The sequence below is a fragment of the Pseudomonas syringae group sp. 243L2 genome (assembly GCF_032587875.1).
In the GTDB taxonomy this organism is placed as follows: domain Bacteria; phylum Pseudomonadota; class Gammaproteobacteria; order Pseudomonadales; family Pseudomonadaceae; genus Aquipseudomonas; species Aquipseudomonas amygdali.
Map to the genome: position 1 here is coordinate 197,336 of NZ_JAWHPL010000019.1, position 21,002 is coordinate 218,337.

21 protein-coding genes are annotated in these 21,002 nt (G+C 59.4%); 8 read left to right on the forward strand and 13 right to left on the reverse strand.

The genetic code is table 11. The features are described 5' to 3' along the window. The 3 genes from ybeY to miaB all read right to left on the reverse strand — a co-directional run bounded on the left by ybeY (position 1) and on the right by miaB (position 3,021). On the reverse strand, positions 1 to 501 hold the full coding sequence (gene ybeY / locus RYB66_RS11295; protein WP_316894395.1) for an rRNA maturation RNase YbeY: 501 nt from the start codon (positions 499 to 501) through the stop codon (positions 1 to 3). After that, positions 494 to 1,516, reverse strand: a complete 1,023-nt coding sequence (locus RYB66_RS11300; RefSeq protein WP_005780749.1) for a PhoH family protein — start codon at positions 1,514 to 1,516, stop codon at positions 494 to 496. Before RYB66_RS11300 ends, ybeY begins: the two co-directional genes overlap by 8 nt. A gap of 176 nt (positions 1,517 to 1,692) precedes the next feature. Then, positions 1,693 to 3,021, reverse strand: a complete 1,329-nt coding sequence (miaB, locus tag RYB66_RS11305) for a tRNA (N6-isopentenyl adenosine(37)-C2)-methylthiotransferase MiaB (protein ID WP_010193240.1) — start codon at positions 3,019 to 3,021, stop codon at positions 1,693 to 1,695. Between the two features lie 130 nt (positions 3,022 to 3,151). On the opposite strand from miaB, the gene RYB66_RS11310 reads away from it, so the two are divergent. Further along, a complete protein-coding gene (locus RYB66_RS11310; protein ID WP_002555314.1) occupies positions 3,152 to 3,478 on the forward strand; it encodes a DUF1820 family protein in 327 nt (108 codons plus the stop codon). Positions 3,479 to 3,511: 33 nt separating this feature from the next. Here RYB66_RS11310 and RYB66_RS11315 read toward each other — a convergent pair whose 3' ends face one another. The 4 genes from RYB66_RS11315 to RYB66_RS11330 all read right to left on the reverse strand — a co-directional run bounded on the left by RYB66_RS11315 (position 3,512) and on the right by RYB66_RS11330 (position 7,352). After that, positions 3,512 to 4,060, reverse strand: a complete 549-nt coding sequence (locus tag RYB66_RS11315; protein ID WP_002555313.1) for a tetratricopeptide repeat protein — start codon at positions 4,058 to 4,060, stop codon at positions 3,512 to 3,514. A 298-nt stretch (positions 4,061 to 4,358) separates the two neighbouring features. Next, positions 4,359 to 5,642: a glutamate-1-semialdehyde 2,1-aminomutase gene (gene hemL / locus RYB66_RS11320; RefSeq protein WP_002555312.1), complete on the reverse strand. Its 1,284-nt coding sequence runs from the start codon at positions 5,640 to 5,642 to the stop codon at positions 4,359 to 4,361. Between the two features lie 271 nt (positions 5,643 to 5,913). Further along, complete coding sequence (gene thiE / locus RYB66_RS11325; protein WP_002555311.1) at positions 5,914 to 6,531, reverse strand: thiamine phosphate synthase; 618 nt, start codon at positions 6,529 to 6,531, stop codon at positions 5,914 to 5,916. 23 nt (positions 6,532 to 6,554) lie between these two features. Further along, the gene (locus RYB66_RS11330) at positions 6,555 to 7,352 is read right to left on the reverse strand and encodes a hydroxymethylpyrimidine/phosphomethylpyrimidine kinase (RefSeq protein WP_010193235.1); all 798 of its coding nucleotides are present in this window, start codon (positions 7,350 to 7,352) and stop codon (positions 6,555 to 6,557) included. A 371-nt stretch (positions 7,353 to 7,723) separates the two neighbouring features. On the opposite strand from RYB66_RS11330, the gene RYB66_RS11335 reads away from it, so the two are divergent. The 4 genes from RYB66_RS11335 (at position 7,724) to RYB66_RS11350 (ending at position 13,721) form a co-directional block, all read left to right on the forward strand. Then, positions 7,724 to 9,718: a 7TM diverse intracellular signaling domain-containing protein gene (locus RYB66_RS11335; RefSeq protein ID WP_004655619.1), complete on the forward strand. Its 1,995-nt coding sequence runs from the start codon at positions 7,724 to 7,726 to the stop codon at positions 9,716 to 9,718. Between the two features lie 125 nt (positions 9,719 to 9,843). After that, positions 9,844 to 11,493, forward strand: a complete 1,650-nt coding sequence (locus tag RYB66_RS11340; RefSeq protein ID WP_005745401.1) for an acyl-CoA dehydrogenase family protein — start codon at positions 9,844 to 9,846, stop codon at positions 11,491 to 11,493. Between the two features lie 52 nt (positions 11,494 to 11,545). Further along, positions 11,546 to 13,009: an AMP nucleosidase gene (gene amn, locus RYB66_RS11345; RefSeq protein ID WP_002555307.1), complete on the forward strand. Its 1,464-nt coding sequence runs from the start codon at positions 11,546 to 11,548 to the stop codon at positions 13,007 to 13,009. Between the two features lie 79 nt (positions 13,010 to 13,088). Next, positions 13,089 to 13,721, forward strand: a complete 633-nt coding sequence (locus tag RYB66_RS11350) for a pseudouridine synthase (protein ID WP_005732205.1) — start codon at positions 13,089 to 13,091, stop codon at positions 13,719 to 13,721. A 12-nt stretch (positions 13,722 to 13,733) separates the two neighbouring features. On the opposite strand, the gene RYB66_RS11355 is transcribed toward RYB66_RS11350, so the two are convergent. Both RYB66_RS11355 and RYB66_RS11360 read right to left on the reverse strand, forming a co-directional pair. After that, positions 13,734 to 14,213 (reverse strand): Lrp/AsnC family transcriptional regulator, encoded by a 480-nt coding sequence (locus tag RYB66_RS11355; protein ID WP_002555305.1) that lies wholly within the window; start codon positions 14,211 to 14,213, stop codon positions 13,734 to 13,736. 348 nt (positions 14,214 to 14,561) lie between these two features. After that, a complete protein-coding gene (locus RYB66_RS11360) occupies positions 14,562 to 15,062 on the reverse strand; it encodes a hypothetical protein (RefSeq protein ID WP_316894397.1) in 501 nt (166 codons plus the stop codon). A gap of 39 nt (positions 15,063 to 15,101) precedes the next feature. Here RYB66_RS11360 and RYB66_RS11365 point away from each other — a divergent pair, with 39 nt between their 5' ends. Continuing rightward, the gene (locus RYB66_RS11365; protein ID WP_316894523.1) at positions 15,102 to 15,776 is read left to right on the forward strand and encodes a DUF6515 family protein; all 675 of its coding nucleotides are present in this window, start codon (positions 15,102 to 15,104) and stop codon (positions 15,774 to 15,776) included. 6 nt (positions 15,777 to 15,782) lie between these two features. Here RYB66_RS11365 and RYB66_RS11370 read toward each other — a convergent pair whose 3' ends face one another. Beyond that, the gene (locus RYB66_RS11370; RefSeq protein ID WP_004655604.1) at positions 15,783 to 16,676 is read right to left on the reverse strand and encodes a cation diffusion facilitator family transporter; all 894 of its coding nucleotides are present in this window, start codon (positions 16,674 to 16,676) and stop codon (positions 15,783 to 15,785) included. 25 nt (positions 16,677 to 16,701) lie between these two features. Further along, positions 16,702 to 17,121, reverse strand: coding sequence for a hypothetical protein (locus RYB66_RS11375; protein ID WP_002555302.1), 420 nt, complete (start codon positions 17,119 to 17,121; stop codon positions 16,702 to 16,704). A 216-nt stretch (positions 17,122 to 17,337) separates the two neighbouring features. On the opposite strand from RYB66_RS11375, the gene RYB66_RS11380 reads away from it, so the two are divergent. Beyond that, on the forward strand, positions 17,338 to 18,264 hold the full coding sequence (locus RYB66_RS11380) for a Gfo/Idh/MocA family protein (protein WP_016981867.1): 927 nt from the start codon (positions 17,338 to 17,340) through the stop codon (positions 18,262 to 18,264). 74 nt (positions 18,265 to 18,338) lie between these two features. Further along, a complete protein-coding gene (locus RYB66_RS11385) occupies positions 18,339 to 19,310 on the forward strand; it encodes an alpha/beta hydrolase (RefSeq protein ID WP_029240985.1) in 972 nt (323 codons plus the stop codon). Positions 19,311 to 19,319: 9 nt separating this feature from the next. Here RYB66_RS11385 and RYB66_RS11390 read toward each other — a convergent pair whose 3' ends face one another. Then, on the reverse strand, positions 19,320 to 19,859 hold the full coding sequence (locus tag RYB66_RS11390; RefSeq protein ID WP_016981865.1) for a DsbA family protein: 540 nt from the start codon (positions 19,857 to 19,859) through the stop codon (positions 19,320 to 19,322). Between the two features lie 340 nt (positions 19,860 to 20,199). Continuing rightward, the gene (locus tag RYB66_RS11395; RefSeq protein WP_005745412.1) at positions 20,200 to 20,895 is read right to left on the reverse strand and encodes a tRNA (adenine(22)-N(1))-methyltransferase; all 696 of its coding nucleotides are present in this window, start codon (positions 20,893 to 20,895) and stop codon (positions 20,200 to 20,202) included. Positions 20,896 to 21,002: the final 107 nt, after the last annotated feature.

A 21,002-nucleotide genomic window follows, 5' to 3' on the forward strand; every position in this document is an offset into this window, starting at 1 on the left:
TTACTCGTGGTCCTTGCTTGGTGTGTCTGAATGGGGGTGCTCGGCACTTTCATCTTCTGCGTAAGGGTCGGGGTAGCCCAGCTCCTCAAGCAACGTTCGTTCCAGTGCTTCCATTTCTTCGGCTTCTTCATCATCGATGTGGTCGTAACCCAGCAGATGAAGGCAGCCATGAATGACCATATGTGCCCAGTGCGCGTCGACGGACTTGCCTTGTTCAGCAGCTTCACGGTTGACCACCGGGACGCAGATGACCAGGTCGCCCAGCAACGGGATGTCCAGCATGTCGTCTGGAACATCCGCCGGGAATGAAAGCACATTTGTAGCGTAATTTTTATGTCGCCAGGTGTGATTGAGCTCGCGCCCTTCGTTTTCGTCGACGAGGCGGATGGTCAGCTCGGAATCGGCACTGCGCTGGCGCAGGCCCATTTCACACCAGAGGCGGAATCGGGCTTCATCGGGAGCGCTTGTTTCGCTTGCAATCTGCAGGTCCAGCTCAAGCATCGCGGTTCTTGTCCCGTGGGTAACTGTTGTTGCCCGACGAACCGTCGCTGAGCTGATCATCGAAACGCTCATAGGCCTCGACAATGCGCTGCACCAGCGGGTGGCGAACCACATCCTTGGGTTTGAAATGCGTGAAGCTGATGCCCGGCACGTCCTTGAGCACATCAATGACATGCGTCAGCCCCGACCGGGTGCCCTTGGGCAGGTCGACCTGGGTGATGTCGCCGGTGATCACGGCGGTAGAGCCGAAGCCGATACGGGTCAGGAACATCTTCATCTGCTCGACAGTGGTGTTCTGACTTTCGTCGAGAATGATGAAGCTGTTATTAAGGGTACGTCCGCGCATGTAAGCCAGCGGTGCCACTTCAATGACCTGCTTCTCGATCAGCTTGGCGACGTATTCGAAACCGAGCATCTCGTACAGCGCGTCATACAGCGGGCGCAGGTACGGGTCGATCTTCTGGGCCAGATCGCCGGGCAAGAAGCCCAGTTTCTCGCCCGCTTCGACCGCCGGACGCACCAGCAGGATGCGACGAATCTGCTCGCGTTCCAGCGCATCGACTGCGCAGGCAACCGCCAGGTACGTCTTGCCAGTACCCGCAGGGCCGATGCCGAAGTTGATGTCGTTGCTGAGGACTTCCTTGACGTAACGCTGCTGATTCAGGCCGCGCGGGCGAATCATGCCCTTTTTGGTGCGCAGCGAGACGCCGACTTCGGCGGCAGGTTGGTTGTCGAGGCCGTCCACGCCTGATTCCTGAAGGAACAGGTGGACCATGTCCGGCGTCAGCTCGGTACCCTTGGTTTCCCGGTACAGGCGGCGCAGAAGATTCTCGGCGGAGTGATTTTGTTTTGAATCGCCAATAAGCTCGAATTGATTGCCGCGATTGCGGATCTCGATGTCCAGGCGTTGCTCGATCAGGCGCAAGTGCTCGTCGAGTTGCCCGCACAGGTTGGCGAAACGATGGGCCTCGAAAGGCTCGAGGGTGAAGCGATGAGGTTCTATGGGTGCGTTCAAGGTCGTTTAATGGCCGTCCGGCGGCAATTGAGATGTATTGAAGAATACCCCTGGCGCTGGTTGTGTGAAAGCTTTGCCTTGTTAAAGGCCGCGCCAGGGATTCACCGTGCTCAATGGTAGGGACCGCGCAGAACCGAATTCATTCGGCGATTCGTTTCTGCGGCGACATTCAAGGTTTACTGTAGCAGCGAGCCACGCAGAGAGTGAGGCTGCGCATCATCAATGTGTACGTTGGCAAACTGCCCGATCAGTTTCGGATTGTTGCAGCGAAAATTCACAATCCGGTTGTTCTCGGTGCGGCCCTGCAGTTCGCCAGGGTCTTTCTTCGAATAGTCGGTTACCAGAATGCGCTGGATGCTGCCCACCATCTGCCGGCTGATCTCGAAACCCTGCTGGTTCAGGCGGTGTTGCAGCGCGGCCAGGCGCTCTTTCTTGAGCGCTTCTGGCGTGTCGTCTTTCAGATCTGCGGCAGGCGTACCCGGGCGCGGGCTGTAGACGAACGAGAACGAGAAGTCGAAACCCACGTCTTCAATCAGCTTCATGGTGTTGTCGAAATCTTTTTCGGTCTCGCCGGGGAAGCCAACGATGAAGTCGGAACTGATACTGATGCCCGGCACGGCCGCCCTGAGCTTGCGCAAGCGGGACTTGTATTCCAGCGTGGTGTGGTTGCGCTTCATGGCCGCCAGAATGCGGTCGGAACCCGACTGCACCGGCAAGTGCAGGTGTTTGACCAGCTCCGGCACCTCCGCATGGGCCTGAATCAGGCTGTCGGAAAACTCCAGCGGGTGCGAGGTGGTGTAGCGAATTCGGTCGATGCCATCGACGGCGGCGACCACGCGGATCAGGTCCGCCAGATCTGCAACCCGCCCGTCGTGGGTAGTGCCGCGATAACCGTTGACGTTCTGCCCCAGCAGGGTGACTTCACGCACGCCGTTTTCGGCGAGGTGGATGACTTCGCTCAGCACATCGTCAAACGGCCGGCTGACTTCCTCGCCACGTGTATAGGGCACCACGCAGAACGTGCAGTATTTGCTGCAGCCTTCCATCACCGATACATAAGCGCTCGGGCCATCGACGCGAGGCTCGGGCAAGTGGTCGAATTTTTCGATTTCCGGGAACGAGACGTCGACCTGCGGCAAGCGGGTGATACGCGCTGCGTCGATCATTTCCGGCAGGCGGTGCAGGGTCTGGGGGCCGAACACCACGTCCACATAGGGCGCGCGATCACGAATGGCTGCGCCTTCCTGGCTGGCTACGCAGCCACCGACAGCGATCACCATCTCGGGATTGGCCAGCTTCAATTCACGCCAGCGGCCAAGCTGGGAGTACACCCGGTCCTGGGCGCGCTCGCGAATCGAGCAGGTATTGAGCAGGATCACGTCGGCGTCTTCCGCGCGAGCGGTGACTTCCAGGGCCTGATGTTCGCCCAGCAGATCGACCATGCGCGAGCTGTCGTACTCGTTCATCTGGCAACCGTGGGTTTCGATATAAAGCTTCTTGGCCATGCGTGATCATCAACCGTATCAGTGAACCGAGCATTATAAGGATGAAGGGCTTGGGTTCCTAGCGTTGGCTGTCCGATGGACATGCTATAGTCCGTGCCCCTTTTTCATCTCCGATCGTTACCCGCCCGTTATGACCAAACGCGAAGCTCCAATCTACAAGGTGATTTTCCTCAACCAGGGACAGGTGTTCGAGATGTACGCCAAGCAGATCTATCAAAGTGATCTGTGGGGCTTTCTGGAAGTTGAAGAATTCGTTTTCGGCGAACGCACGACGGTTGTGGTGGACCCGAGCGAAGAGAAGCTCAAGGCTCAGTTCGAAGGCGTGGTGCGCAGTTTCGTACCAATGCATTCGATTGTGCGCATCGACGAAGTCGAGCGCATGGGCGTGCCGAAGATCAGCGAAGCGCGCGGCAGCAGCAACGTAATGCCGTTTCCCATGCCGATGCCGGAAAAGTAACTCTGAATCGCAAGTGCCCTGAGCTATTGCTGGTCAGGGCAGCGGAGAGAAGGGGCTGCGCCCTTCGGCGGTCTGCAGTTCAAGCAGGTATTTGCGGAAGATCTGCCCCAGTACCTGGGTGGCAACTTCCAGTTCGTCGCGCTGCATCTTTGCCGATACCTCGTCGGCGGCATCCAGCGCTTCTTCCGAGCCATTGACTGCGGCCATCTTCAGCACGATATACGCCTGAATGTTATTGGCCTGCACCCCTTCACCACGGCTGAACATCAAGCCCAGTTGATACTGCGCCTGGGCATGCCCCTGCAATGAGGCCTGCTCGAAGTAATTCAGCGCCTGCGGCAAATCGCGAGGTGCATTTCTGCCCTCGTAATAGAACTCACCCAACTCGTACTGCGCCTGCGCATCCCCACCCTTGGCGGCCTGCTGGCACGCTTCAAGCGCAGCGGGCAGGTTCTCTGGCTGGGTATTGAGGGTGCAACGACCCATCGCCGGGATTAACAACGAGTTGCCGCCAGCAGTCGCCAGCAGGGGATAGACAAGCAACAGGCAGCCCAATACAAGGGTGCGGCCGGTGCGGTTCATGGGAGTCGACTTACCTCTGAAAAAGGTGCGGGCATGCCCGACCAGCTAAACGTGCTGGCTGCGCATTATGAAATAAGCAGAGCCAACCTTACAAAGTCTTTACGGATTTTCTGCTGCACGGCGTTGAAAGCGCCCTTCTTTAGGGGAGGCATTACCTGAAACAACACTTCCAGTGACCTGTGTTTGCAGCATCCGCACTGCATTGTAGAAGCAAAATACGTACTTAGCGTTCCGTTTCATTCACAGGCATCACTCGCGCCGGTTCAATGACACACCGGCGCGGGTGAGTCTGACGAGCTTATTTCAGCGCAGCAAACGCTTTTTCCGCGGCATCGAGTGTCAGTTTCAACTCGGCATCGCCGTGGGCGATGGAGGTGAAGCCGGCTTCGAATGCGCTCGGCGCGAGGTACACGCCGCCCTCCAGCATCAAGTGGAAGAAACGTTTGAAACGCTCGGCATCGCTGGTCATCACGTCTTCAAACGTTACGATTTCACGCGCTTCACTGAAGTACAGGCCGAACATGCCACCCGCCTGGGTTGTCACGAACGCAATGCCTGCTGCATCGGCGCGCTGTTGCAGGCCTTCAAGCAGGCGACGGGTGTAGTCGCTCAATTCATCGTGAAAGCCCGGGCGGCTGATCAGGCGCAGGGTAGTCAGGCCAGCGGCCATCGCCAACGGGTTACCCGACAGGGTGCCCGCCTGATAGACCGGACCAAGCGGTGCGATGTGCGACATGATTTCGCGTTTGCCGCCAAAGCAGCCGACCGGCATACCGCCACCGATGATCTTGCCAAAGGTGCTCAGGTCGGGCGTCACGCCGTAGTAAGCCTGTGCGCCACCGAGGGCTACGCGGAAACCGGTCATCACTTCATCGAAAATCAGCACCACGCCGTGCTCGTCGCACAGGTCGCGCAGACCTTGCAGGTAGCCAGGCGCAGGCGGCACGCAGTTCATGTTGCCAGCAACGGGCTCGACGATGATGCACGCCACTTCCTGACCCACTTCAGCCAACAGGTCACGCACGGCGTCGAGGTTGTTGAAGGGCACGGTCAGAGTGTGTTTCGCAAACGCTGCCGGTACGCCAGGCGAACTGGGTACGCCCAGGGTAAGGGCACCAGAGCCGGCCTTGACCAGCAGGCTGTCGGAGTGACCGTGGTAGCAGCCCTCGAACTTGATGATGCTGTCGCGGCCGGTAAAGCCTCGGGCCAGACGGATCGCGCTCATGGTCGCTTCGGTGCCGGAGCTCACCATGCGGACCATTTCCATGGACGGCACCAGTGCGCAGACCAGATCGGCCATTTCGGTTTCCATGGCCGTCGGTGCGCCGTAAGACAGGCCGTGTTCCAGCTGGCTGCGCACGGCATCGAGCACTTCCGGGTGGCTATGGCCAAGAATCATCGGCCCCCAGGAGCCAACGTAATCAACATAGCGTTTGTCGTCTTCGTCAGTCACGTAAGCGCCCGCAGCGTGCTTGAAGAACAGCGGCGTGCCACCCACGCTTTTGAAAGCACGAACCGGCGAGTTGACGCCACCGGGGATGTGTTTTTGGGCGTTGGCGAACAGTGTTTCGGAACGGGACATGATCGGGTCTCTGCTTTGAAACGGGGAATTCGTGTCTACGCTGGGGTCAGCCGAGGCGGGCAGCTTCAGGGTGGGCTGCTTTATTGGTTGGCATGAGCCAGAGAAGGCGCAGGAACGCGCACTATATCAAATGAAGAAGGATCCACGTACTCGTGGGAGCGAGCTTGCTCGCGAAGGGGGCGGTGCAGGCCCCGAAAACAGAGCATTTTGAGCCATCGCCTTCGCGAGCAATGCGGATCGCCGCCCCGGTCACTCCCACAGCAATTCTGCTTTACAACAACGCCATGAAGGCTTTTGCCCGGCGAGTGACTTCCTGGGCGTTTTCAGCGCCGAACAGGCCGTGTACCACAGCGAGCAAATCTGCTCCATGTTCGACCAGTTGCGGGGCGTTCTCCAGGGTGATGCCGCCGATCACGGCAATCGGCAAGTGAACCCTGGCACGCACCTGAGCAATCAGGTCCAGCGGTACTGCAGGGGCGCCGGGCTTGGTCAGGGAGTTGAAGAACCTGCCAAATGCTACGTACGTCGCGCCATCTGCCTTTGCCTGCTCGGCCAGTTCCAGGCTGCCGTGACAGGTGGCACCGACAATCGCCTTGTGCCCCAGCAGGGCACGCGCATCCGGCAACGAGCCGTCGGTCTGGCCCAAATGCACACCCACGCCCAGACGCGCCGCCAGTTCGGCGTCGTCGTTGATGATCAGCCGCGTCTTGTAGCGTTCGCAGAGTTTGAGCAGCTCGGTCGCTTCGCGCAGACGGCGGGACTCGTCACTGGTCTTGTCGCGGTATTGCAGCAGCGTCACGCCGCCATCCAGCGCAGCTTCGACGTACGAGAGAAATTTGCCGGACAGCAACTGACTGTCGGTAATGGCATACAGGCCACGTAGTTTCATGAATCGAGCCTCATGGCGATGTGTTACGAGCAAAAATCCAGCGGCAACCGACGAGGCACAAATTGCCCGCGGCCCAGCTGTTCGGCGTCCCTGAGCGTTCGCCAGGTGTAGTCCAGCGCCGATCTTACCGCGCTGACCAGTTCTTCTCCCTGGGCAATACGCCCGGCCAGTGCGCTGGCCAGTGTGCAGCCTGAACCGTGGTAGCTGCCGGGTAGACGTTCGCAAATGAAAGTGTGGGTCTGGCCGCCACGCACATAAAGACGATTATGGATTTGCTGTTCGTCACCATGACCGCCAGTGATTAACAGGTATTCACAAAACAGCAGTAGCTTGTCGGCGCACTCGTCCGCAGTACCCTCAGGCAGCTCGGCAAGAATGCGTGCTTCCGGAAGATTGGGGGTGGCGATGGTCGACAAAGGCAGCAGCCGTTCGCGCATGGCGTAGCCAACTTCGTCCTTGCCCAGCCGTCCGCCGCCGCCAGCACGCAGCACCGGGTCGCAGACCATTGGCAAATGCGGGTGAGCAAGAAGCAGGTCGACGACCGTGTCGACCATCTCCAGCGAACCGAGCATGCCCAGCTTGACGGCGGCTACGTTCGAATCGTTGAGGACGGCATTGGCCTGTGCCATGACCCATTCGCGATCGAGCACGCGAAAATCACTGACATCTACAGTGTCTTGCACGGTGAGCGCAGTAATCGCCGGAGCGGCGTGACAGCCCTGGGCGAGCAGGGCTTCTATATCGGCCTGCATACCGGCACCGCCACTAGGGTCGTGGCCGGAGAGGCAAAGGACAACGGGGCGGGAGCTATAGATATTCATGGTGCGCGAGCTTATCACTAAACCTTTCGCGGGCCGCTCGGGGTGCCAGGTTTTTCTTGCTGGTGATGGTCCGTCGGCGACTGTCGCAGATTCGACAAACCTGCAAAAAATACTCATGTTTGGCCTGAAATAGCCGATGTAGAGCTATTGCCTTGATTTTTATCGCGATACTGTCTTTACGCTATTAGCGGCTATGCTTGTGTGGTCAGACCGATTACCGACGGTTTGCATCGTTTTTTATACCGATGCCAGCCAGGTCATCCCTACGTTCAATGGTCTGTTTGAATCATTAGCCTGTTTCAAGGACAGAAAATTGCGGGACGTCGTAATCAATGGATGGATTGAACGCGACGACCTACCTTGGGGCTTCAATGCGCTATCTGTTGATCATTCTGGCTCTTTGGCTGCCGTTGCAGAGTCATGCAGTCGAGTTTGATGAAAACACTCGTTTTCTGCCGTTGGGTCGTGCCATTCAGGTATTCGAAGACCCGACCGGCGATGCGACCATTGAAAGCGTCAGCGCCGCCGCTCACGCCGGTGCCTTTCAGTCCGTGCCTGCCGGGACCTTCAACGCCGGGTATTCGCGTTCCGCCTTCTGGCTGAAAGTCGAGCTGACCTATCGCCCGATAGACGCCAGCATCCATAACGACTGGTTGCTGGAACTGGCCTATCCGCCAATGGACCACGTTGATTTCTATGTCCCGGATGCCGACGGGAATCCCGGGCGGGTCTGGCAGACCGGCGACATGTTGCCGTTCTCCAGCCGTCAGTTCGCTCAGAACAACTACCTTTTCCAGCTGGACCTGCCAGCGGGTCAGACGCGAACCTTGTATATGCGCATACGCAGCGAAGGGTCGGTTCAGGCTCCGCTCAATCTCTGGTCTACTCACGCCTACCTCGAGGCGCAGCCCACCAAGGTTTACGTCTTCGGGCTGATCTACGGCGTGCTGCTGGGCATGCTGGTCTACAACCTGTTCATCTACCTCAGCGTCCGTGAGGTGGATTACCTGTACTACCTGCTGTATGTCGCCTCGTTCGGGCTTTACCAGATGTCGATCAACGGGGTTGCCATTGAATACCTGTGGCCTGACAGCCCCTGGTGGGCAAATGCGTCGACGCCCTTTCTGATGGCGCTGGCCACGCTGTTCGCGTGCCAGTTTTCGCGCAGTTTTCTGGGTACGGCACAGTTGGCGCGCTGGCTGGACCGCTTGCTGCTGATAGTCATCGGCGCTGCTGTGCTGGTGATGGGCATGGCCTTGTTCCTGGGTTACGGGCCAGCCCTGCGCGGGGCCACTCAGCTGGTCATGACAGGGGCCGTGACGATCTACCTGGCGGGCATTGTCGCCATCATGAAAGGCGAGCGGGTAGGGCGCTATTTTGTGCTGGCCTGGTCTGTCTTCATGGTCAGCGGGTTGATCTTCGGGCTGATGCTGCTGGGCTATTTGCCCAACACCTTCCTGACCATGTACGCCTCGCACATCGGCACGGTGCTGGAAATGGCATTCCTTTCCATGGCGCTTGCCGACCGTATCAACCATGCCCGGTGCCAGCAGGCGCGAACGCTGCTGGCGGCAGGTCAGGATCTGGAGCGTCTCAACCAGCAACTGGCCAACAGCAACCGGCTGAAAGATGAGTTCCTTGCCACGCTTACCCATGAGCTGCGCACGCCGATGAACGGCGTGATCGGCTCGCTGGAAGTGATGCAGACACTCGATATGGATGACGAACTGGAGATGTATCAGCAAACGGCTGCCAGTTCCGCGCGGGACATGATGAGCATGATCAACGGCATTCTGACCCTCACCGAACTTCAAGCCGGTGTGCTGTATGCCGACTGCAATGCCTTTTCGCCCGAAGACCTCACCGACAGGCTACGCAATCGCTTCCTGGGCGCGGCTCAGTCCAAGGGGCTGATTTTGACGCTCGATCTGGACGATAAGCTGCCGCCGTACCTGCGTGGCGACATCGACAAGCTCTACCAGTGCATCGAGTGCCTGGTGGACAACGCGATCAAATTCACCCGTAAGGGCGCGGTGCAAGTGCGCTTCAGCGGGCACCCGCAGGATCTGGAGCGCATGTACCTGCGGGTTGAAGTGATGGACAGCGGCATCGGTTTCAGCCGACTGGACGAAGCCCAACTGTATCAACACTTCTTTCAGGTCGACGGCTCCATGACCCGCGAATACGGCGGGCTGGGCATCGGTCTGGCGATTTGCCGGAAACTGGTCGAGTTGCAGGGTGGCGAGCTGAGTCATCGTTCCGAGCCAGGCAAGGGCAGTTGCTTTACCTTGAATGTCCCGATGCTGATGGTTGTACCTGGCGCAGTGCGCAGAGCCCCAGAACTCAAGGCTCAGTGGGGTATATAAAGCGTCATTTGATACGCGCATCAGGTAAAAGCGCCGAGATTTCGGCGGCTACGGCACTTTTGCAAGTGTCGGGCGCGTGATTCACTGTCTGCATGTTGCGCGTGCACACAGGCAGGAGATGACTCATGAACCTGAATCAATTCGCCGAAACCCACGAAGTCACCAATCAACCGCCACCGCTGGACGGGGCGAACCTCTACCGTATCGACGTGCCGCTTCAGGAGTGGAGCAGCCGCTTCGGTGCAGGCTGGGCGCAACCGCGCATAGACGCTTACGGTGCCCTTGCAGGCGGCCCGCTGATGGAGGCGGGCTTTCTGGCCAATCAGAACAAGCCTGCATTCGCCAGCCATGACCGTTACGGGCACCGCATCGATCTGATCGAATTTCACCCGGCGTACCACCAGTTGATGAGCACGGCCATCGAGCATGGCATCCCGTCGTTGCCATGGACCGATCCGCAACCCGGTGCTCATGTGGCGCGCGCTGCCATGAGCTATCTGCATACGCAGGCAGAACCGGGCAGCGGCTGCCCGCTGACCATGACGTTCGCCAGTGTTCCTGCGCTCAGGCTGCAACCGGATCTGGCTGAAATGTGGCTGCCCAAGGTGCTGTCGACTGAGTACGACCCACGTAACGTGGGCATTGCGCACAAGCGTGGCGCAACCATCGGCATGGCCATGACCGAAAAACAGGGCGGCACCGACGTGCGCGCCAACACCACGCGCGCGTTCCCGGTAGGCGCAGGTGGCCCCGGCCAGGCTTATGAGCTGGTCGGACACAAGTGGTTCTGCTCGGCACCGATGTGCGACGCGTTTCTGACCCTGGCGCAGACCGATAAGGGCCTCAGCTGTTTTCTACTGCCGCGCCACCGACCGGACGACACCCGCAACGAGTTCTATATCCAGCGCCTGAAAAACAAGCTCGGCAACTGGTCCAACGCATCGAGCGAAGTCGAGTTTCGCGGCGCGCTGGCGTGGATGATCGGTGAGGAAGGGCGCGGCGTACCGACCATCATTGAAATGGTCGCCATGACCCGTTTCGACTGCATGATTGGCTCCAGCGCCTTGATGCGTCAGGCGCTGACGCAGGCCACGCATCATTGCGCGCATCGTGCGGTCAGTGGCAGGGTGCTCGCCGAGCAACCGTTGATGCAGAACGTTCTGGCGGACCTGGCGCTGGAAAGCGAGGCCGCGCTGGCCCTGACCCTGCGCATGGGCCGTGCGCTGGATCATCTCGATGATGATCACGAAAAACGCTTTGTCCGTCTGGTCACGGCGGTGGGTAAATACTGGATCTGCAAGCGGGCTCCGGCCATGATCAACGAAGCCGCCGAATGCCTGGGCGGTGCCGGTTATGTCGAGGACAGCATTCTGCCCCGGCTTTACCGCGAAGCCCCGGTCAACTCCACGTGGGAAGGCTCGGGCAATGTGCAATGCCTGGATGTGCTGCGAACCCTGTCCAAAGAACCAGGCGCGCTCGATGCGCTGTTCGACGAACTGGGCGACGGGCACGGCGATCGGCATCTGGCGGCGCATATAGCTGCATTGAAAGGTGCGTTTCAGGACACGAGCGATATTCAGTACCGCGCCCGCCAACTGACCGAGGACATTGCCGTCGCCTTGCAGGGCAAGCTATTGCTGGAAGCGGGCAATGCCGCTGTCAGCGATGGCTTTATCGCGGGGCGGATAGCCTCTGGCGGGCGGGTGTATGGCACATTGCCGCGTGGTGTCGATGTCGAAACATTGCTGCTCAGGTCCTCGCCACAGGTGGCATGAGCACGCGAACCCGTTACGATGCACGTCTGCAAGATCAGACAGGACATGAATCGTGACCCAAGCCTTTGTTGTTGTCGACACCGCCGAGCAGGCCGTAGAGCGGCTCGCCGAGCTGCATGAGCGCGCGACCAGCGCGCTGAGCCAGGCGCTCAAGCGCTATTTGAAAGACCGCGTCGAGCCCACTGCCGAGGAGCGAGCGCAATTCAGCTACCCGGAACTGCGCCTGGTCTACCAATGCAAGGGCGAAGTGCCGGTAACCACTCGTGCCTACGCCAAGGTGCAGCTGCCGGGCACTTACAGCGTTACCGTCACGCAGCCCAAGGCCTTCAAGAAGTACCTGCTCGAACAACTTGTCCCGCTGATGAAAGATTTCACCGTGACGGTCGAAGTCGGCATGAGCGAGCAGAGCATTCCTTATCCTTACGTGGTCGAGCAGGGCGATGAGCTGGCCGGCACTGGCGTTACCGCAGCGGCGCTGGCGCGGGTATTCCCCAGCACCGACCTGTCGGCTGCCACCGATGGTATTGCCGACGGCCTTTATGACTGGGCCAATGTCGACCCGCTGCCACTGGCGCTGTTCGATGCCGCGCGGGTGGATTTCTCGCTACGCCGTCTGGTGCATTACACCGGCAGCGACTGGCGTCATGTGCAGCCGTGGATTCTGCTGACCAACTACCACCGCTATGTCGACCAGTTCATCCTGCACGGGCTGGAAAAACTCCGCGAAGACCCGCGTTTCGTGCGTATGGTTCTACCGGGCAATGTGGTGGTCGACAAGAGCATGAGCCTGGATGAAGCCCAGGCCATCGTCGCCAGCGTGGTCTGGCACCGCTATCAGATGCCTGCGTACCACCTGATCGCCGAAGACGGCCATGGCGTGACCCTGGTCAACATCGGCGTCGGCCCGTCCAACGCCAAGAACATCACTGATCACCTGGCAGTCCTGCGTCCGCATTGCTGGCTGATGATTGGTCACTGCGGCGGCCTGCGTCAGTCGCAGACCATCGGCGATTACGTACTGGCCCACGCCTATATGCGTCGCGACGGTATTCTCGACCGCGTGTTGCCGCCGCATATCCCGATTCCGGCGCTCGCCGAAGTGCAATTGGCTTTACAGGAATCGGCGGCGCAGATCACCGGCGAACGCGGCGAAGAGCTCAAGAAGCGCCTGCGCACCGGCACGGTGTTGACCTATGACGACCGTAACTGGGAGCTGCGCTGGGCTCAGGAACGTCCATTGATCAACCTGTCGCGTGCCGTGGCGGTCGACATGGAAAGTGGCACCATCGCCGCTCAAGGGTATCGCTTGCGTGTGCCTTACGGCACGTTGCTGTGCGTATCCGACAAGCCGTTGCACAGTGAAATCAAGCTGCCGGGTTCGGCCAATGCGTTCTACGAACGTGCGGTCAGCCAGCACCTGAAGATCGGTATCGCCGCGCTGGACCTGCTGCGCACCGAGCTGAACTCGCTGCACTCGCGCAAACTGCGCAGCTTCGACGAGCCGCCATTCCGTTAATAGCATTCCGTTAATAGATTGGTATTTGCACAAAGGGCCACTAAAGTGGCCCTTTCTGTTTTTTGATTGCCTAATTCCCATGTCCCGCACCCAACGCCCCGTTTCCCGCCGTCCTGCCTCCAACCCGGCAGGCGCTGCCCGGCGTGTCGCCAAAGCGCCACCGGCCGAGCCGAAGCTGTTCCTCTTCAACAAGCCATTCGATGTGCTGACTCAATTCAGTGACGAAGGAGGGCGCGCCACGCTCAAGGACTTCATCAAGATCCCCGGCATTTATCCGGCCGGACGACTGGATCGCGACAGTGAAGGCTTGTTGCTGCTGACCAACGACGGCCAGTTGCAGGCGCGCATCGCCGACCCGAAACACAAACTGGCCAAGACCTACTGGGTGCAGGTCGAGGGTGAGCCGACCGATGAGCAGTTGCAGCAGTTGCGCGACGGTGTCCAGCTCAACGACGGCCCGACCTTGCCCGCCGAGGCGCGGCAGCTCGATGAACCGCAACTGTGGCCGCGCAACCCGCCTGTGCGCTTTCGCAAGAGCGTGCCGACCAGCTGGCTGGAACTGGTGATCAAGGAAGGGCGTAATCGGCAGGTGCGGCGCATGACTGCTGCCGTCGGGTTGCCGACCCTGCGGCTGGTGCGGGTCAGAATTGGCGACTGGACGCTGGATGGCCTGGATCAGGGCCAATACCGGGAAGTCGCCGCAAAGCTGTGAGGTCGAGCGGGCTCAGTTTCGCAAGTGGGTCAGCGGCATTTCGGTGCTGGCCAGTACCTGATTGAGCACAAAGCTGGACTTGACGCTGGTCACGCCCTCGATCCGCGTCAGATGGCCCAGTAGCAGTTTCTGGTAGTGATCCATGTCCGGCACTACCACTTTCAGTTGGTAGTCTGCGTCCATGCCGGTCACCAGGCTGCATTCCAGAACCTGAGGCAGGTTACGGATTTGCTGCTCGAAATTCTCGAATCGCTCGGGCGTATGCCGGTCCATGCCGATCAGCACGTAGGCGGTGAGGTTCAGGCCAAGTTTCTTGCGATCCAGCAGGGCCACCTGGCGCACGATGTAACCGTCGTCCTCCAGTTGCTTGACCCGGCGCGAGCAGGGTGAGGGTGACAGACCGATGCGTTCGGCCAATTCCTGGTTGGATATGCGTGCGTCACGTTGCAATTCAGCCAAAATGCTCAGGTCGTATCTGTCGAGCTTGCTCACGATGCACCCCTTTATCAATTCAATTGCGCTGGATTATTCATCTGAAGTCAAAAATTGCGCAAGTAATGTTTTAATCCGCAATATTAGCAATCCTCTGCCTTAGCCTCAGGCCTATTCTTTTAACCAGAATCACTGCCCGGACACAGCGTCCAGCGCGACTCGCCGAATCAGGCCAGTCGCGGCCTCCCACCCAACAGGGTGTGCCAGGCCCCCGGGCTACATACTGTCCAGAAGACGGCATGAGGTGAGCCAACGTCAAAAGCGTTGCGCCAGGGCGAAGTATCTCAAGGGGGCCATTTGGTCCCCTTTTCTTTGTCTGCTGATAAAGTGCGCAGAACGGCGCTACGCTTAAACAGTCTTAATGACGTCAAACCGCGCTCTAGTGAGGAAAGCATGAAATCTGGCATCTGGCAGTTTGCGGGTGTAAGTCTGTTGTGTCTGAGCATCAGCGCTCAGGCATTGGCCGACGAACGTGATGATTCGCCGCGCAATCAGTTGTACAACAGCTCTGGCGAAAACGGGCAGCAGCGTCAGCAACAACAGCAGCGCTTCCAGGAACAGAATAATCAGCAGCGTCAGATCCAACAGCAGCAGAATCAGCAGCGCCAGGTCGAGCGTCAGCAGCAACAACAGATCAACCAGCAGCAGATCAATCAGCAACGCCAGATTCAGGAACAGCAGAACCAGCAGCGTCAGGTTGAGCGCCAGCAACAGCAGCAGATCCAGCAACAGCAGATCCAGCAACGCAATGTCGAGCGCCAGCAGCAACAGCAGATCGACCAGCAACAACGTGATCAGCAGCGTCAGATTCAGCAGCAGCAAAACCAGCAGCGCCAGCAGTTGCGCCAAAGCCAGAACAACCTGCCGATCCAGGGTGGTCCTGGAGAGGTGTGGCAAACCCAGCAGCCGCGTCAGGGCTACTATCAGGACATCCCGCGCGGCAACAACCGCAACTGGCAGGCCGGTAACGGTCGCCCCAATGACCGTTGGGAAGGGCGTCCCGACGGGCGTGGCAATGGCTGGGGGCCAGGCCCGCAATATCGGCCTGGCTATGCGATAGATCGCGTACCGGGTGGCTACTCGCGTATTCCCTATCGTGGTCAGGACTATTACTACTCGGGTGGTTACTGGTATCGCCCGCAAGGCCCGCGTTATGTCGTGGTGACACCGCCTTACGGGGTACGTGTCAGCAGACTACCGTCCTACTCGCAGGAAGTGTGGATCGGCAGCAGTCTGCTGTTTCTGGCAGCCGGTACTTATTATGCCTACCAGCCTGACAGTCAGGACTACGTAGTGGTCAACCCGCCGCAGAACGAGGCGGTGTATCAGGCCCCTGCTGGACAGCAGGTCAATGGCTACGACCCGGTTGCCTACCCTGCCAATGGCCAGAGCCCGCAACAGGTCGAGCTTGATCACTATCAGTGCTACTTGCAGGCTGCGCAGCAGAGCGGCTTCGACCCGGCCAATGTCAGCGGCCAGCCGCCGCCGGACTTGGTGGATGCCTATCGTCGCTCGATGGGCGACTGTCTGGCAGGGCGTGGCTACAACGTCAGCGCCAATTGACGCTGATCAGGTATTGGCCTGCTTGACGACTTCCTGAGGGTCGGCGTGCACCAGCACTTCGGCCTTCGGGAATTGCTCGTGAATAGCGTCGGCGACCTTGTCGCAGAGCGCATGGGCGACCGACAGGGTCAGTGTGCCCGGCAACTCCAGATGTAGCTGCACAAACCAGTGATTGCCGGAAATCCGTGTACGCAGATCATGCGCCCCAAGCACGCCCGGCACGTCGCACGCCAGCGCCAGCATGCGCGTGCTGACATCGGCGGGCAATTCTTCATCCATCAACACCGATACTGTTTCGCGGGCGATCTGCAAAGCGCTCCACAAGATGTACAGCGCGATGCCCAGACCAAAATACGCATCCAGCTGTTGCCAGCCGAAATACGCAAGGGTCAGCGCCACCAGAATACTGGCGTTCAGCAGCAAGTCGGAACGGTAGTGCAGTGAGTCGGCACGGATAGCCGCCGAGCCTGTCGCCTTGATCACCCGGTATTGCAAGGTGAGCAGTGCAAGCGTCAGTGCGATGGAAATCACCATCACCACCATGCCCAACAGCGGCGCGCCCAGCGGCTCCGGGTTCTGGATGCGTTCGACCGCCTGAACAGCGATCAGCACGCCACTGACGGTGATGAACAGCGCTTGCGCCATACCCGACAGCGCTTCCGCCTTGCCATGACCATAGCGATGATCCTCATCGGCTGGGCGCAACGCGTAATGCACCGCCAGCAGATTGAGGAACGAGGCCGCGCCATCAAGCAGCGAATCGGTAAGGCCGGCCAACAGGCTCACTGAACCACTGAGCCACCAGGCAACGCCCTTGGCCAGGATCAGCGTCACGGCAACCGCCAGCGAGGCCCGCGTCGCCAGGCGCAGCAGTCGGGAATGTTCGGCAGTGGTGCTCATGACGCTTCCTTGAACCGTATCGATATCAGGCTGCCGGGACCAGGCCCAAGGCTGCCAGTTGTTCCACGCTGCCTTTGTGCTGAATCAGGCGTGGGTCGTTCAGTGGCAGGGAACGGCCCAGCTCGGTTTCAATGATGGCTTGCAGCTTGGTGTTGTCGACGCTGCCGTCAGCCTTGATCGCCTTTTGCAGCTTCTGCGGATCGATCTGCGCATGCTCGCCGGGCGCGTAATAGATCGCGCCCGTCGCGAAGTCCACTGCAAACGCAATCACCCCGGGAACGATATAGAACAGCAGCGCAAAAGCATCCAGCGCCGCAATGGCCGGGTCAACCTTGCCATCAATCTGACCGCGACGGTCAGGATAGAAAATACTGCCGCAGGCAGAAATCTGAGTCAGCAACGTGGCGACCAGAACGCCACCGATCAAGCGAGAAGGAATGCGCATGGAAAGCTCCTGAGATGAAGAGGGCAACTATACAAGGCAATGGCTGCAAGGCTAAGACTATTGAGTGATGGCGTGGTTCTGCGAGAGTGCAGTTGACCGAACTGCAGAATCGCAGCCGTGGGAGGAAAACAGTTCCCGCGCCGATGCCCCTTACCGCCCACTATTAACATCTGGTTTACTGTGCCCACGATAATTACAAAAACTCAGGAGTCATGTATGCAACCGATTCGTCTCGGTCTGGTGGGCTACGGCAAGATTGCGCAGGATCAACACGTCCCTGCCATCCATGCCAACCCCGCATTTGAGCTGGTGGCTGTCGCTACGCAAGGGCAGCCGTGTGCCGGGGTGGAGAACTTCAAGTCGCTGGGTGAGTTGCTCGAGAGTGGAGTGCAGGTTGACGCTATTGCGTTCTGTACGCCCCCGCAAGGTCGGTTTGCCCTGGTGCAAGAGGCGTTGGCGGCAGGCAAACACGTGCTGGTCGAGAAACCGCCATGTGCGACGCTGGGTGAGGCGATGGCGTTGGTGGCGCACGTGTCGGAGCAGGGCGTCAGCGGTCTGTTTGCCTGGCATTCGCGTTACGCGCAGGGTATCGAAGCGGCGCGTGAGTGGTTGTCCACCCGTACTCTGCAAAGTGTCCAGATCGACTGGAAGGAAGATGTGCGCAAATGGCACCCTGGGCAGGCGTGGATCTGGCAGCCCGGTGGCCTGGGTGTGTTCGATCCAGGCATCAACGCCCTGTCGATAGTGACTCACCTGCTGCCACTTCCATTGTTCGTCGAATCTGCCGAACTGCGCGTGCCGAGCAACTGCCAGTCGCCAATTGCCGCTTCTATCAAGATGTCCGACACGCGCCACCTCGATATTCATGCCGAGTTCGACTTCGATCACGGTCATGACGAACTCTGGAGCATCGAGATTCGTTGCGCCGAAGGCACCTTGCGCCTGGATAACGGCGGCGCACTGTTGAGTATCGATGGCGTGCGCCAGACGGTTTCGGAGGAAGGCGAGTACGCGGCGGTGTATCGACACTTCCAACAGTTGATCGGCAACAAGGCCAGTGACCTGGACCTGCAACCGTTGCGGCTGGTCGCGGACAGTTTTTTCGTGGGCAGTCGGGCATCCGTTGAACCGTTCTACGACTAAGAGTCTCTCAGGTACAGGTGGGGGCAAGCGCTTTGTCGGCCCCCGCACACGTCAGCCTGACAAGAGAGCAGAAATTGGACAAAAAACAGCCTTGGCCTTGCAGTGAGCAGGAGTTGTCAGAAGTGCGACGGTTTAATAAAACCCTCGCGCGAATGCCGCGTTTCCAGATTCGCAATCGTGTTACACCCCGGTTGATTCAGGCGTTATTGCGTGCGGCTCAGATTGGCAGCGCTTTCAAACCGGGAGGGCATGGGCTGCGGATTGAAAAAAGAACGGTCAGCACGGATAACGTACCGGTCCCCGTGCGCATCATCCGTCCCAAAGGCAAACCCAAGGGCGTGGTGTTCGACATCCACGGTGGCGGATGGGTGATTGGCAACGCCCAGATGAACGATGAGCTCAACGTCGGCATGGTCAACGCCTGCAATGTGGCAGTGGTTTCTGTCGATTACCGGCTGGCGGTGACAACCCCCATTGAAGGCCTGATGGAAGATTGCTTTTCTGCCGCCTGCTGGCTGTTGGGAAACGAGTGCGACGAGTTCGCCGGTCTGCCAGTTATTGTCGTCGGCGAATCAGCTGGCGGGCATCTTGCCGCAGCCACGCTTCTGAAATTGAAAAGCCGACCTGATCTGCTCGAGCGGATAGTGGGTACGGTCCTGTACTACGGCGTCTATGACCTGACGGGCACCAAGAGCGTGCGTACCGCAGGGCCGGAGACGCTGGTGCTGGACGGGCCGGGCATGGTCGGTGCAATGCGTTTGCTTACCCCCGACCGAAGCGACGATAAACGCCGCGAGCCGCCACTATCGCCTTTGTATGGCGGCTTGACTGACTTGCCGCCTGCACTGATGTTCGTCGGGGAGATCGACCCTCTGCTGGATGACACACTGCAAATGGCCGAGCGCTGGGCCGACTCGGCAGAGGTTGAAATGCACCTCATGCCCGAGTCGCCGCACGGCTTCATCCACTTCCCGACTACCTTGGCGCGCAAGGCTCTGGCGCGGAGCCGCGAGTGGATCAATGAGCGGATCGACGCGCTGGATTGAGCTCGCCTCTCAGCCTATCTCCGTGACCCACTTCGATACTGGGTCGCCACTGCTCAAGCCCGGCTGCACAAGACCGTCGATCATGAAGGTCGGCGAGACGTGTATGCCGTTCTGGCGGGCGTATTTAGCATGCCATTTCACAGCGTGCTCAAGCTCGGGATTGGCGAATGCGTCAGCCAGCGCAAGGCCGCTGTAACGCTCGATACGCGCGATGATGTCGTTGGGCGTCGCGTCCATGTTCGGGCCGCTTGCGTGGTGTTCAAACTCGAACTCTTCACGGTGCGAGGCAACCGCTGTCATGACGGCCTTGGCACTTTCCTTTCCGCCTTCCAGCGTCGCAGCCGCCAGAATGCAGTGCACGATAACGCCCGAAAACATGTGCCAGGGCTGCGATTGCAGGCGGATTTTGACCGTGATCCTGTCTTCTCCGGCCTGAGCCAGCAGCTCATCGAGCTTGAAGAAGGCCTTGACCGAAAAGGGGCAGGTTGGCTCAAGGAAGACTTCGAACAGACGAGGTCCGTGGCCCCAGGAAAGTACGTCTGAATACATGGTCGTGTTGCTCCCGTCGATGGTTATGTAGAAGACGCGCTGGGCTGATTGCATTGCGACGAGCATGGTGGCCAGAAGCGTTCTCCCGAACACCTCTCGTTCCTCACGCAGAGCATTGGCGCGAGATAAACAAGGCGCGCCCGGCTGATTTGCCTTGCGCCGGGCATGGTCACGAGAAGTAATGTCCCGGAGACCTCTCGTTCCTCACGCTCCGCGTGGGAATGCAGTTCGTGACGCTCCGCGTCACATTGCAACTTTGACGCCACCAGATGAAGGCGCCATAAAGCCTGAACTGTGGATCATGCGGATTTGAGAGCAAGTTCGTGCACGAGTTCGATTTTCAGGCCAGCAATGCGCTAATCCAGCGAATCTGCTGCGCAACCTCCTGCCATTTTTCTTCGCTCACGCCTTTCTGTGCCCTTTCGAAGTTGTTCAGCGTTTTCTGTTTTTTGCCCAATAAACGCTGCCACTTGAGCAGAAATGCCGGGCTGCGCGCCTGCATCTGCAGCGGGCCGAAATACAGCTCCTCGGCGTTGTATTTAACGGGCCCGGTGCGCTCGGCGACGATGATTTCGTAGTCGAAACGGTTTTCCCGCAGCACCTCTTCGCTGACGATGCGGTAGTCATGCTCCATCAGCCAAAGCCGCAACGGCTGCTCGCCGCCATTGGGTTGCAGGATCAAGCGTTCCTGACCGCTCAGGCGCGCCTTGCCACGTTCAAGGATGTCGCGGATCGTCTCGCCACCCATGCCGCACATGCTGACCGCTGTTATCCCGTCTTCCGCCTCAATCGCCGCCAGACCATCGGCCAGACGCACGCTAACCTGTTGCTCCAGTTCATTCTCGCGCACCGTACGTTCGGCTGCGTGGAACGGCGTCAACGCCACCTCGCCAGCCACCGCCGCCGAGATGGCACCACGGTTCAGCAGCGCCACCGGCAGATAACCGTGATCCGAGCCGATATCAGCCAGCCGCGCACCGGTGGGTACGTGCGTCGCCACACGCTCCAGGCGCATGGACAATCTCTGTTCGTTCAACGGCAACCCCTTTCAGCACAAGCGTCCGGCAGCACGGCCGGGTCCGGGCGCGATTCTGTAGAGCAACGCGGCGCATTTCAACTTTCCGCGACATAGCCCGCGACTCG